This window comes from Lactococcus petauri (assembly GCF_023499275.1).
Taxonomy (GTDB): Bacteria; Bacillota; Bacilli; order Lactobacillales; family Streptococcaceae; genus Lactococcus; species Lactococcus petauri.
The window spans coordinates 1,543,449-1,556,680 of sequence record NZ_CP094882.1; the positions used below are offsets into that span (position 1 = coordinate 1,543,449).

Genomic DNA, 13,232 nt, shown 5'->3' on the forward strand with positions numbered 1-13,232 from the left:
TATCAATTCATGGCAACCTCCGTTTTTTATCTTTTTTCACCCATAAAATTGAGTACCAAAGACCAATTTTTTAGAGTTATTGGTAAAATTTTTTTATTTCAAAGAAGTTTGATATGAAAAAATAGATGAATTCTTTAATAAAATAATCTCAGATATAATATTTTAAACAAGTATTTATATCAAGTGACCTACTACAAATAATAATAATTAAACATTGATTTACTTAACATTTTTTTGCTTCCTACAAAAAAAGATAGGATTTACATCCTGTCTTTTTTAATTCAAACGACTTAAGTATTCATCTGTAGCTTTAAAGAAAACAACTTTATTATCCATTCGAACAGCACCTAGCTCGTTTGCTTGCGCATCATTTGCCCAAAAGTAAAGATAACTTTCTTTCCCGGAGGTATCAACCGGATTCGGCAGTTTTGTAGATGCTTCGCTGATGAGTGACTTTTCATTCAAGTCCTTATTCGTTTTACTGATAAGATTGTAACCATTGGTTTGGATATAAGCTTCTGCTTCCGCTGTCTTAGCTACAATTAAATTCTTATAGGCGCTTTGAGGTGGGACAAGATGATAGAGAGAAGAGATAGACTGTTCACTACTACTTGTTGAAGTGGAAGATGGAGTTTTTTTAACTTCAGAGGAACTACTTGAAGAGCTCCTCTCTGTTTTGGACGTCGAGGAACTAGAACTTTCCTTTGCCATCGGTGTAGCAGGTGATTGAGTAATATTAGATATCCCTAAGGCTACTATTGCTCCGAGTAAGAACGAAAACATCCCTACAATAATATACTTTTTCATCTGTTTTTTCTCCTTTATTCTATTATACACAGTTTTTTCATTCCACTCGTCTCATTTGCTCTGAAACACAAGAGAAACTCTTCTTAGCTAAAATTTTAAAAGTGTTGCCTCTGTTTCTATCCTATTTTTTGGTATAATTACTCTAGTTAAGAAAGCTCTCAAAACACATTATGTCTTTGAGAAATGTCTTTCACTGCTTATATACTATCACAAGGAGACAAAATGTGAATTACAGCCATATCAAAATAGGGCAAAGAACAATCAAAACAGCAATTTGTGCAACATTAGCCATTATTATTGCACAATTTTTCCACTTAGAATCTGCGACCAGTGCAGGAATCATTGCCATTCTCTCCATTACGAACACGCAGAAAAGTACCTTACGTTTAGGCTTTATGCGTGTTTTAGGACTTATCATCGCTACTTTACTCGCCTTCATCGTTTTAAATTTATTTAATTTTACACCTTTATCTTTTGGTATTTTCTTACTTTTATTTATTCCCATCTCTGTCGCCACAAATACTAGTGAAGGTATTGTCGTAAACTCCGTTCTTTTTTCCCACTACCTTCTAGCTCAAGAAATAACTTTTCCTCTCGTAGGAAATGAGTTTTCATTAATGTTTATTGGGGTAGGTTTAGCACTTTTGGCAAACATATATATGCCAAGTAATGAAAGATTATTAGAAAACAATCTCAATATTTTAGAAAAGGAATTCAAAAATATTTCAGCACATCTCGTGATTTGTTTAAATCAAAAGCAAGATCTCCAAGATCTTGTTGCTCAGTGTGACAGCCTGCTGGAACTTATCGATGCCAGCAGTAAGATTGCTACTGAAAAATCAGAGAATAATCTTTTAAGAAATAATACATTTTATCAACGTTATTTCGACATGCGCCATATCCAAATTACACTGCTCAAAGATATTATTATGAAACTAGAAGAAATAGATGTGGACAGCACACATATCGCCGAAATTTCTAACATTTTTGAAACTTTGTCACTCACCTATGCTGCACATAATGACGGCAGTGAGCTCTTAAAGAAAATAGAAAATGCTTATTCTCATTATCGTCAGATGGACTTGCCTCAAACACGTGAAGAGTTTGAAAATCGCGCAGGCCTTTTCCAAGTGCTCCAGTTGCTTGAACTACTGATTCAAGAAAAAAATACTTTTGCATTGAATCAGACCAACAATGCTTCCTAAACTGAAAATATAAAAAACCTTGTTGCTCATATGATCCAGCAAGGTTTTTTATATCTGCGTTATTACAAGTTGCGCTCCGACATGATCCTCTAAGATAATGCTCTTACTTCTTCTTTCATAAGTCCTTTCCGCTGCCTCCAGTCTTTCCAAAACTGCTTCATAATATTCTTTTCCAACTTCAATCTCCCAAGCTAAAATACCATTTTTGTGTAGGTTTCGTTTTTTCAAGCTTGTCCCTTCCCAGAGATTTGTCGCAAAGTGATGATGGTAATGATTTTGCGAGTAAAAATGAGCTGTATTACCCACTCGCGCAACTAAATCCGTCTGAAGTATATTAATAAAGAGTGTATCAGCCTGTGCGAGAGAATTTCCTGTGAAATGGAGATGTCCAATACTCATTTTTGCCGGATAACCAAATGTTCCTTCTTTTTTTGTTGCTAAAACAGCCTCAACATCAACAGCAAAGGTTCCCATTTCCACCTGCCCCTCATCATCCCACTTCCAATTTTTCGAATCGCGGTCATGATAGAGCTCTATTCCATTTCCTTCAGGATCACTAAGATAGAAAGACTCACTTACGAGATGGTCCCCCGCTCCTAGCGGGTATTTTGCCTTAATGAGTCGTTCAATAAGTCCAGCTTTTGAGGCACGATCGGGAAAAAGAATAGCATAATGAAAAAGTCCGGTTGTTTTTTCTGTACTAGAAATTCCCCCAAACTCAAGTTTCAAAAAAGGAACTTCTTTTTCTCTGAATGAGTAAGAAAGTGTATCTTCTGTTTCCTCTGCAAGATAAAAGCCTAATAATTCCTCATAAAAATAACGCATGACTTGTCGATTGGAAGCTTTCAAAGTAATAGTTTTAATATTAAAGGGTTGGGTGTACATACTTATTCTCATTTCTTTTGAATTTTACTTCGTTCTTTATATGTTGTTAGTATATCACTTAAAATTCAGAAAGCAAAAGACTTTGTTTACAAACGTAAACAAAGTCTTTTGTCGCTCTAAATTTATTTTGAGACTTCTTTTGCTACAGGAAAGTCTTTGGTCCCAAAGTGCGTAGCAATGGCTCCACCACCATATTTTTGATAGCTTACAGTAGAAAATCCAGCCTTACTAAATAACAAAGCCAAAGCTTTTGCATCAGGAAAATTCTCTGCAGATTTTTGAAGCCATTGGTATTCTCTCAAAGACTTGGCAAAGACCTTACCCAGAAAAGGCATCACTTTTTTAAAGTAAAGTTCAAATGCTTGCTTGTAAATAGGCAAAGTCGGATGAGAAGTTTCAATACACACTACTTTTCCTCCGGGTTTTAAGACACGGAAAATTTCTCGTAGTACTGTGAGATAGTCAGGAGTATTTCTCAAGCCGTAACCAATCGTAACTACATCAAACATTTCCTTTTCAAAAGGAATAGCCATAGCATTTCCTTGAATAAATTCAATGTTGTTGTTGTCTTTTTTATCAAGTTTAGCTTGGGCAACTTTCAGCATATTTTCAGAAAAGTCTAAGCCCACGACCTTACCCTTCTGACCCACAGCTTTTGAAAGGTCGAATGTCCAATCCCCAGTACCACAACACAAATCCAAAATAGTCATGCCGGACAAATTCCCCATTTTTTTCATGGTTTTATCCCGCCATAAGTCATGCTGTTTGAAACTTATGATTGCATTCATTTTGTCATAATCAGTGGATATATTATTAAATATTTCGTGTACACGTTCTTCGTTAACCTTATTCATGTACTCATTATAGCATAAGCTAACCTTTACACCATTGCTTCTTGTCTCTCAATTTGCAAACAAAAAAACACTCTTCCTATGTTTAAAAGTTAAGCATAGAAGGAATGTTTCTTAAAGCATTAGTTGCTCTCTAAACCTTATTTTTTAAGGTTGTAGAATGCGTTAAGACCTTTGTAAACGGCAACTTCACCCAATTGGTCTTCGATACGAAGCAATTGGTTGTATTTAGCCATACGGTCTGTACGTGAAAGTGAACCAGTTTTGATTTGGCATGGCCTATATGGTAAACCCTTGTATAGTGCTGTTCTTATGTTTAAATGAAGTATAACACATGGCTTTGAAATAATCTAGTATGTAAAAACAAAACCACTAAAAAAAGTGGTTCTATTTAGCAATACTTTTTAATAGTAGAAAGTACAAAAAAAATAGACCAAATTATTACTCAGTCTATATATTTAGAATCAATTAGCCTTAGTAGGTATACCGTTTATAAGTTCTTCTAGATGTCCCATATCATACTCTGGGAATAAGAAATTTTTCTTACTAAAGAATGGTAAATCATAACCCTTATTTAAGTTTTCTAAATCCTTCTTATCACCAAAGAAATCGATTCTTTTATCATTTTGACTTTTTTCAAGCAATTCTTTAAATTTTTCTCCCCTTTCATAGTAAATACAATTGTAAAACACTGCTAACATTTCATCAGATGAGAGTATCCCCCTTAGTACCCCAGAGTAGAATTTCTTTTCATCCATAGTTAATTCTGCAACCATTATGTATTTCAAGCATCTGTATAGTGCTCTAAAGTAATTCCCAGAATTATTATCAGTCATAAGAGATACTTCTTCTAATATATTTGGGATATCAATTTCTGTTACCTCATACTTGAACCCCAATTTCTTATCTTCATATTCTCTGTAAAGGTCGTCCATCTCTCTGGTATATTTAAAGAAATACTCTTCGTGAGTTTTTTCTACTATACTTTGCAGTCTCTTGATGTGAGTGCGGTATCCTTTTACATCAAAATCCTTATTTAGCACATCTTTGATATATGAACAAGACATTTTATAATGATAGTTCGTTAATTTATCAAACTCATTTATGTCTTTGATAAACTGTTCTCTTCTCTTAGAAAGTTCATCAGTATAGTATGCGAGTCGCTTAGAATTTTTACATACGCTAATCTCACTTTCTATAGCTTTTATAAATCTATATGTATCAAATTCACTCTTAACATTTTGAAACAGTGTCAATAAATTAAAAAACGTAGTGTCTATTTTTTCTTTGCTGTTCTTTTCACGTTCCCTTTTTAATTGCAAAAACATAACTAGAAATGTCCCAAATACCCCTAGCATTGCTCCTATAATATTTCCCCAAAAATTTAACCAATCGGAGCGTGTCAAAGCTTTATCAAATAATATGATGTTCAAGATAAGATTTCCCTTTAAATAATATTTCCTTCATTATAACAAAAAAGAGATCATCTATGCTCTCTTCCAAAAGTAAATTTATTCTTTTATTATCTTATTGTATAAGTATCCTATTGTCAAAATAATGTAGATAGCAACCTTTATTTTTATAATTCACAAAAAATAAAGGTTTTTTATTAAAAGATTTACTTCTAAAAAAAGAATACATACTACCTAGCATATTTTTTACTATTAAATATTTGTATTTTTATTTTTGTTATAGTTAAGAGTCAAGTGATTTCTCAATATTTAAATAAATTAAACAGAATAAACATCTGTATATAATCAAAACATGCATAAACTACTTCGTCTATGAAAAAAAATTATACCTAAATATAATATATGTTATCATAGAATTTCAGCAGCCTGAAGAACTTTTGTTGGTTTTTTTTCAGGATAGTTTCCATTTTTTCTTCCTCTTTCTGAAAATATATAAATTCTTTGTTTTGCTCTAGAAATTGCAACATAAAGAATTTTCTTTGATTCTTCTGTTCGATTTTTAGACTTGAAATGTGGAACTATATCTTCTAAAAAGCCAAAAGCAATAACTACTTCATATTCTTCTCCCTTAACTTTATGTATCGTAGAGATATTAATACCTTTTTTAGTCTTATAAATATTTCTAAAATTTTCAATATCAGTATTTAAATTTAATCTAGTATTATTTATTCGTTCCTCTGTTTTAGTAAAAAATTCTGACATTTGTTTAAATAAATTTTTAAATTCCTCTTTTTTAATTTCAAGTTCAATAAATAACCTTGTAATTTTATCGTGCAAATATATCAATCCATTGACCTCTTCCGATTTTATTGAGTTTAATTTGTCTAATAAATCTATCCCCTTAAAATCTTCGTTCAACGGTACATAATAATCTCTTTTCAAAGAATCTATAATTTCACTAGCTATTTTTTTTCTTAAAGCTACCCGTTGACCTGAAGTAGTAAATACTAAAAAACTCATTTTATAAAATATGTTCAAATCATCTGGTTTAATAGGGTAAACATCTTGTGATCGAAAACTAACATTCGGTAATCGATCTTTTAGATCCGATGTTATAGGTGCCAGCAGAAATTGATTAGGAGCAATTATACAAATTTCTTCTTCAGGGATGTTTTCATTTAATAAATCTTGAATTATTATTGAAATTTTATTAGACAAGTCATCTTTATGTGTATGTGTGTCATACTTCACTACTCCTGGTTTATTTCTATATCTAGCTAAACTAGTTATTTTATAATTTTTCTGTTGAAATTGAGAATATAAATTGACTATACGTTGGGTTGATCTATAACATCCATTAAGCTCCATACTAATAAAGCTCAGCCCAGTTATCTTTTCCAGTTCATTCTTAGTTTTTGCAACACCTCCAATTGAAGTGAAAATGGCTTGATCTGAATCCCCCATAAATAAAAATTTTATAGTATTGTCGCTCTTTGCTAAATTAGAAATAATCTTATACTGTTGTTCATTAGTGTCTTGAAATTCATCAACATATACTGCTCGAATATTATTTGAGATTATCGTTGACGCTACAGGGTTCTCTTCCAGAATTTTTAATGATAATGTTAGTATCAAGTCAAAGTCAATCTCATTATTGTCCTTTAAGCGTTTATGATAATTATTTACTAATTTAATATTCTCAATATTCGTTTCCTCCGTATTTCCTTTTATATCAAGCTTTAAATTTGGAGGATTGTAAGGATTATACTTTATATTCAACTCCTTACATCCTTCTTTGAGATACTTATCTGTAATATATTCATCAATAATTTTTATTCCTCGAGATGTACGTTCTAAATTTTGACCAAATTTTCGTAGTATAAAGTCTAAACAAAATTGATGAATAGTGCCAACCCATATTTGATCTTCATTAACTCCTATTTTTTCTAATCTATCTATAATTTCATTGGCAGCACGCTTCGTATACGTTAATGCAATGATTTTCTTTAAAGATTTATAATATAAGTTACTAGTATAAGCTATCTTTCGTGTTAATGTTCTTGTTTTACCACTACCAGGACAGGCTGTTACATATAAATTATTAGTAGTATCTGTAATAATATTTTTTTGACTTTCTGATAATCCCTCTAAGATTCTTGGAAAATTATTATTCATTTTATTTTTCCCGTTCCTTTTTCCACTCATTTATGAATGAATATAAACATGGATATGATATTGCATTATCATTATTTAAAAGAAAATTATCTATACTTTCTTCTTTCCCCATACTATGTACAATCATTTTCTTAATTATTTTTTCATTAATTGACTCTGATGAGATAAACGATAGTGCCTTAATGATGTAATGAGGTATTACAAATCTTTCCTGGGAAGACAAAATATTTTCTGACATAATAGTTGCCAACCATCCCTTTCCAATATTTTCTGCTAAGCTCAATATACCATTACTTCTTATTTCTTCACTACTTGCAACCAACATTCCTTCATGATATAGATTTTCCTTACAATATATTTTATTCTCCCAATTAGTAATTGCTCCTTCACTTTTATATAAATCACTTATAGTTTTCAAATAAATTTGATTATCTGGATTTGATTTAGCAAATTCAATCTCAAAAGTAGTTTCAGCATAGAATGATTCAACCCAATCATTATCTTTAAAAAGATTTTCTATTTTTTCTCTACGATCATTACCTTTTTCTTCAGCATTTTTTTTATAAAGTTTATTACCAACTATTTCTCCCTTTTTGATTATTTTCTCTGAAACAGCTTGTTTATCCAAATCAGTAATAATAGCGCATTTTCTATTAATTCTCTCTTTAGAAAATATCGGTGCAATGTACTCAAATGCTGTACTACCTATATTAACAACTCCTACACCAATTTCATCTAATGATACACCTAGAGTTTTTTTTATTAGATTAGGAATTAATATTTCCTCAGCATCCCCTTCGACCAATAGAACTCCTTTAGAGAATAATATAGCACTACGTTTAGCATCTAAATACCTCTCTATAGCTTTCGATAGATCAATTTTAATATTAAGTTTTTCAGAACCAAAGGTGTTTAAACCGCTGGTTGGAGACATGGCAACAGATTTACCATCAATGGATTTCACTATGTTCATTCTAGAAATTTCAGAACTTTCTGCAATATTTGGAGAATGGGTTGTCATGACAACTTGAATAGTTTTTTCTTTGATACCAAGATTTTGAAATAATGTTCTCTGAATATGATGATGTATATGCGCTTCTGGCTCTTCTATAAGCATAATATTTAACACTTCTCTTGAGCTACAGATATTGTACTCCACAATTTTTAAAGCAATAAAAATCATATTTAAGTGACCCAAACCCAGAGAACCAATGCTATCTTCATCATTAGGTTTTATATTTAAAAATTTAGATAAAGACTTCAGTTCATCAGATATATTGGAAGTTAGGGAAAGTTCCGGAGAATATACTAATCCTAAAATATCTACAAGTTTATTATTTAAATCATGACGGACATTCCCAATTTCTTTTATACCTGTAATTGTTTGATTCAAATCTTTAATTTTATTTTTGACATCTATGAAATCGCTCTCTTGAATTTTGTTCTCAATCTCTCCAACAATTTTTTTTATTGGGTTGCTGCTCGAGTTCATTGTTCTTAATACATCTCTTAAAGCATCAATAAAAACTATAGAAATGTGAGCAGTTATATCTTTGATATCAATTTTTGTTCCTATTACTTGTGCATTCTCCTGCTTATCATTTGGATCTGGTGAGATAAAATTTTCAAAATCTCCCACAATCTCTTTATAAACTCGTTCATCTGTAAAATCTGTAATCATTTTACCTCTATATATAAATTCATAGTCTGATAGACGAATTGAAGATCTGACATTTTCAAATTCTAATTCATTTGTAGAAGCCTCAAACATTTCTTGCCTTTTTTTAAAGTTAGGTCGGATTATTAAACTGACATGTCCTTGTTCAAGATTTACATTGGTCATCTCATTTCTTAAACTTGCAATAACTTCTTTATTCATTTCATTCTCAGAAATATTATCAAATTCTGCTGAAATAATAATCCAATGTCCTTTGAATCCGTTAATCTCCCTATTAAAATCGCTCTCTTTTAAACTCTTCACAGAATAATAGTATTCTTCATCTAGCAACATACGAAGAGCCGTTACAGCATTTGATTTCCCCGAGTCATTTTCCCCAATGATAGTATTTGCTCCCTCAGAAAAATTAAAATTAGTTGAACGATAATTTCTAAAATTCACAAGTTGTAATTTTGACAAAATCATTTATATTGCTCCAATTCTAAAATAATTATATTTCCATTATACTTTATATTAATGATTTTTTTATCTATTAGTATAGACTTAATTAAATTACAATGATATCTAAACTACTGTAAAAATTTCTCGATATAAAAATTTCATCAAATTATTGTTGTTAATCCTACAGAATACACTTGTATTTCTAATGTTAGTAGGTGTTTTATTTTTCTTATACTTTATTAATAGAGATATGGATTCTATATAAAAAAGTAGTAAATTATTTTTCATATAATCACTACTTTTTATTATTTTAATTTATATTTAGATTTATCATACTTTTACATCACTTACCAATAGTTCTAACTGGCTAAATAATTTATAAACCTCTTGTTGTTTCTCTTTAGTAATCCCATTTTTATTAAAAGCAACTAAGATTTCTTGATATGGATTATTCATATCACTTAGTTTAAACCTTATTGAAATTTCTTTTAAACTACTGGAAGATTTAGACTTTGCGGTAGCACCGCCAACAATCGTTCCAATTCCACCAGCTAACACTCCACCAACAACTCCACGCGCCACAACACTCGCAGTCGAAACTTTTGTAACTATATCATTATCTTCTCTCAATTCAATATCAATAACTTTGTTTAAGTCTATTACATTAACTAGTCTATAGCTAGGTTCTTTAAAACCATTAACCAAAATATATGCATTAAATGTACTTGAAAAAAATCTTTTCTTCCGTATATCAACACCTACCTGTTCTCTAAAAGTAGTATCTACTGAAAATATATTACTATTGCTATTTACATAGATATTATCTAACTCTTTATGAGTCATAGTATTGTACTCACGTCTTAATGAATCCATATTGTTAGACAAATCAATCATAGGTATAAAAAATATTGCTCCTAAAGCAATCACAATTACAAATATTATCATCTCTTTTTCCTTCTACTCTTTGACATTCAATATTTTATTCCATTCCTAGAGCATCGCTCATCATTTCCTCAAGTTCTTTTTTCATCTCTTCCTGTGTCATATCTTCAACTGGTTTATACTCTCCTTTGGAATTATAATCTTCTCCCCAATCATGAACTTTTGTTGAACCTTCTTTATAACTTTCAGTTGCAGAAGAATAGTCTTGATCACCATTCCATGTCTCATTATTTTCTTCAATCTCATTGGAACTAGAATCACTAGTACTATAGTTGATCGTTTCCTCGACATCAGGTTTTTTTATAGTTTCTGATGAGCACGCGCATAACAATAAAAATAACAATAACAATGGAGTTGTACATAATAAAGTAATTTTTTTCATTTTTTCTCCTAATACTTAATATCTTTCTTCTATAATAGCAAAACCTAGCATTTTTATCCAACTAAAAGTTATATAACAACCACCAAAAGTTTTATGTTGTTTTGATAATATTACTTTTAGTTGGAGAAATAATACTATGACATTAGAACATTTTAGCGATCGCTTAAAAGCAATTAGAAAAAATAAAAATCTAACACAGGCGGAGTTAGCACAAAGATTAAGTATTGTTACCGGTACAGTATCTTCCTATGAACAGGGGCTAAAATATCCCTCAGTAGAAGTTTTAGTAAAAATCTGTAATGTATTAGAAATATCATCTGATTACCTTCTGGGAATTTCTGATAATTTATCTTTTAAAATGGGTGGGATAACTGAGGAGCAAGAGCAACCCTTCTTACAACTTCTTTCAATTGTAGAACAATATAACTTATTACTTGAAAATAAAGAAAAACAGGGATGATAAAATCCCTGTTTTATTATATAGTTGCAAGAATATAGTGGCCATAAGTTTTAAGACTATGAAATTCGCTAAGAATTGGTAGAAAAGCTCCCCCTTCTTATACATTACACTTAATAAACGAATCATCAAATATATTAAATTTTTTTATTAGAATCCGTAACCGTACTACTCTAATCCTAGATGTAGTTTTACAAATTTGCTCATTAATCTAGAGTATTCTTCATTTTTAAAAAGATCATTGAAAAAACTTTCTACATTATAGAATTGGTCTTCTTTTTTCAATTCTTTCTGCAATTCTTTTTTTTCTTTCTTAATTCCTTGTTTATACCACCTACTTAGTAGTTCGAGCTTAATTTCCTTTAAATCAAAGTCCTCATTCGCAAATTTTTCAGTATCAATAAATGAAAAAGTAGGATAGATATTTATATACCCAAATTTATGATTTATATTCTTAGAAACAACCTGAGGAATATCCATTTTTGAATTTCCTTTGATATGTTTACTTAGCTCTGTTATCTGAGCTTTATATTCTTCACTCTCTCTGTATTTTTTTGGACCAATCTTTACGGACTTGCCATCAGACTTAAGAGCCATATATTTCTCTTTAAAATCAATGTCCTCATTTTCTAAAATATATTTAACGCGATTCTTTATATTATTCAATTGATAACGTTCAAACCATTCCAATATTTCTTGCAATTTTTTTATGTTATATTCTGCATCTCCATTTTCTAAAGTTTTAAATCCTGTAAGATTTTCATATAAACTGCTTACTGCATCTGAAATATATTCTATTTTTAGACTATCATGTACAATATAAGATATTGAATGATAGGCTTTATCATTACTGTACTTTGCAATTTGATTCTTTATCATATTATCTACTTGTGTCCAATTAAAAGCGGTAGACCCACCTTTACCTGCATCTGGATTGTAAATATTAGTATTTCCATTATAACGCTCACATATAAAATGAGTTTTACCTTTTGCCTGACCACGAACTGGTTTATATTTTACTGAATCAAAAAAAGTATTCAAAGATTTTTCGACCGATATTCTAACTTTCGTTCCCATTTTTAAATTTTTAGATAACGATCGTAAAGATTTTTTACTAACTAAATAGGGATACTCTTCTACAATTTTCTCTACAGTCAAATATTCTATGTTTTGACCAACCTTTAATTCAAACATTTAAACTTCTCCTATTCCTCAACTATCTCTTAAAGTAAAAATCCATTAACGTACCTGTTCATTCCCATAAATGAATATATAATATATTTATAGATAATGAACAGGTACATTAACAAACAATATAGTAGCTTGTACCTTAATAATATATTTTATCTTAAATTAATAAAAAAAAACAGTTCTATCTATAACAACTATAATTTGGTTTAATTCCTCAATTAAAATAAACTTGTTAACAAAAATTTGAAATAATTGAGATTGTACCTATAGTATTAAGTTGTACTCCGTTGTGACAATAAAAACAAACAAACTTCAATGTGATGTTGCGGATATTACAGCTTGCTGGAATATCTAGCAACTCACTTAGAAATATCTAGACAGTAGCGTAGCGGATGTCGGATATTTCTAGAAGAAGATAGATCTTGAAGAAATTATTATTTTCCTGTTTATTAATAAATATCTTAATTATAGAAAAGACAGTTTAATTTAGTAGAAAGAGGGCTGTTGCCTATGAGTATAGGTGTTTCCCTATCAAACTAGAAAGACTAGATTTTTGAGTGTTTCAGATAGTTTAACTTTGCTAATTTCATTTGCAAGTTTCGTCGTTACGTTGCTCAATCTCATTATTGTAATTGTAAAGAGCATAAAAAAATAGAACCGCTAACTTTTGGCAGAGTGCGGTTCTACTTTTAGATAAGTAACTTGTCAACCGTCTTAAACGGTCTCTATGAAGTTTGTTAGTAGCAAGCTCTTTTTTCTTTACTTATATAATGTCACGTTACGTTACCTTATGTCAATATAGATGA

The 13,232-nt window shown here is 30.4% G+C and carries 12 protein-coding genes and 1 pseudogene; 3 read left to right on the forward strand and 10 right to left on the reverse strand.

Going from position 1 to position 13,232, the window contains the following annotated elements; translation table 11 throughout:
- Positions 1-276 precede the first annotated feature (276 nt).
- On the reverse strand, positions 277-807 hold the full coding sequence (locus lgb_RS07435) for a hypothetical protein (RefSeq protein ID WP_019294235.1): 531 nt from the start codon (positions 805-807) through the stop codon (positions 277-279).
- Positions 808-1,031: 224 nt separating this feature from the next.
- Between lgb_RS07435 and lgb_RS07440 the strand changes: the two genes are divergently transcribed.
- A complete protein-coding gene (locus tag lgb_RS07440; RefSeq protein ID WP_019294236.1) occupies positions 1,032-2,012 on the forward strand; it encodes an aromatic acid exporter family protein in 981 nt (326 codons plus the stop codon).
- 48 nt (positions 2,013-2,060) lie between these two features.
- On the opposite strand, the gene lgb_RS07445 is transcribed toward lgb_RS07440, so the two are convergent.
- The 8 genes and pseudogenes from lgb_RS07445 to lgb_RS07475 form a co-directional block, all read right to left on the reverse strand.
- Positions 2,061-2,897 (reverse strand): VOC family protein, encoded by an 837-nt coding sequence (locus tag lgb_RS07445; protein ID WP_019294237.1) that lies wholly within the window; start codon positions 2,895-2,897, stop codon positions 2,061-2,063.
- A gap of 122 nt (positions 2,898-3,019) precedes the next feature.
- Complete coding sequence (locus tag lgb_RS07450; RefSeq protein WP_019294238.1) at positions 3,020-3,751, reverse strand: demethylmenaquinone methyltransferase; 732 nt, start codon at positions 3,749-3,751, stop codon at positions 3,020-3,022.
- 137 nt (positions 3,752-3,888) lie between these two features.
- Positions 3,889-4,020, reverse strand: a pseudogene (locus lgb_RS10330) (hypothetical protein); the annotation flags it as partial.
- A gap of 192 nt (positions 4,021-4,212) precedes the next feature.
- A complete protein-coding gene (locus lgb_RS07455; RefSeq protein ID WP_051994473.1) occupies positions 4,213-5,181 on the reverse strand; it encodes a putative phage abortive infection protein in 969 nt (322 codons plus the stop codon).
- Between the two features lie 387 nt (positions 5,182-5,568).
- Complete coding sequence (locus lgb_RS07460; protein ID WP_249663193.1) at positions 5,569-7,335, reverse strand: UvrD-helicase domain-containing protein; 1,767 nt, start codon at positions 7,333-7,335, stop codon at positions 5,569-5,571.
- A 1-nt stretch (position 7,336) separates the two neighbouring features.
- Complete coding sequence (locus tag lgb_RS07465) at positions 7,337-9,478, reverse strand: AAA family ATPase (protein ID WP_003133039.1); 2,142 nt, start codon at positions 9,476-9,478, stop codon at positions 7,337-7,339.
- Positions 9,479-9,784: 306 nt separating this feature from the next.
- Positions 9,785-10,399, reverse strand: coding sequence for a hypothetical protein (locus tag lgb_RS07470; protein ID WP_249663194.1), 615 nt, complete (start codon positions 10,397-10,399; stop codon positions 9,785-9,787).
- Positions 10,400-10,433: 34 nt separating this feature from the next.
- On the reverse strand, positions 10,434-10,778 hold the full coding sequence (locus lgb_RS07475) for a hypothetical protein (protein WP_249663195.1): 345 nt from the start codon (positions 10,776-10,778) through the stop codon (positions 10,434-10,436).
- 136 nt (positions 10,779-10,914) lie between these two features.
- On the opposite strand from lgb_RS07475, the gene lgb_RS07480 reads away from it, so the two are divergent.
- A complete protein-coding gene (locus lgb_RS07480; protein ID WP_249663196.1) occupies positions 10,915-11,238 on the forward strand; it encodes a helix-turn-helix domain-containing protein in 324 nt (107 codons plus the stop codon).
- 165 nt (positions 11,239-11,403) lie between these two features.
- On the opposite strand, the gene lgb_RS07485 is transcribed toward lgb_RS07480, so the two are convergent.
- On the reverse strand, positions 11,404-12,429 hold the full coding sequence (locus lgb_RS07485; protein WP_035001824.1) for a hypothetical protein: 1,026 nt from the start codon (positions 12,427-12,429) through the stop codon (positions 11,404-11,406).
- A gap of 517 nt (positions 12,430-12,946) precedes the next feature.
- Here lgb_RS07485 and lgb_RS10335 point away from each other — a divergent pair.
- Positions 12,947-13,081, forward strand: a complete 135-nt coding sequence (locus tag lgb_RS10335) for a putative holin-like toxin (RefSeq protein WP_368819573.1) — start codon at positions 12,947-12,949, stop codon at positions 13,079-13,081.
- Positions 13,082-13,232: the final 151 nt, after the last annotated feature.

Bases quoted from the DNA above. Each gene is read 5' to 3' on its own strand.
- lgb_RS07435 (WP_019294235.1), bottom strand. From the start codon at position 807: ATGAAAAAGTATATTATTGTAGGGATGTTTTCGTTCTTACTCGGAGCA.
- lgb_RS07445 (WP_019294237.1), bottom strand. From the start codon at position 2,897: ATGTACACCCAACCCTTTAATATTAAAACTATTACTTTGAAAGCTTCC.
- lgb_RS07450 (WP_019294238.1), bottom strand. From the start codon at position 3,751: ATGAATAAGGTTAACGAAGAACGTGTACACGAAATATTTAATAATATA.
- lgb_RS07460 (WP_249663193.1), bottom strand. From the start codon at position 7,335: ATGAATAATAATTTTCCAAGAATCTTAGAGGGATTATCAGAAAGTCAA.
- lgb_RS07465 (WP_003133039.1), bottom strand. From the start codon at position 9,478: ATGATTTTGTCAAAATTACAACTTGTGAATTTTAGAAATTATCGTTCA.
- lgb_RS07470 (WP_249663194.1), bottom strand. From the start codon at position 10,399: ATGATAATATTTGTAATTGTGATTGCTTTAGGAGCAATATTTTTTATA.
- lgb_RS07475 (WP_249663195.1), bottom strand. From the start codon at position 10,778: ATGAAAAAAATTACTTTATTATGTACAACTCCATTGTTATTGTTATTT.
- lgb_RS07480 (WP_249663196.1), top strand. From the start codon at position 10,915: ATGACATTAGAACATTTTAGCGATCGCTTAAAAGCAATTAGAAAAAAT.
- lgb_RS07485 (WP_035001824.1), bottom strand. From the start codon at position 12,429: ATGTTTGAATTAAAGGTTGGTCAAAACATAGAATATTTGACTGTAGAG.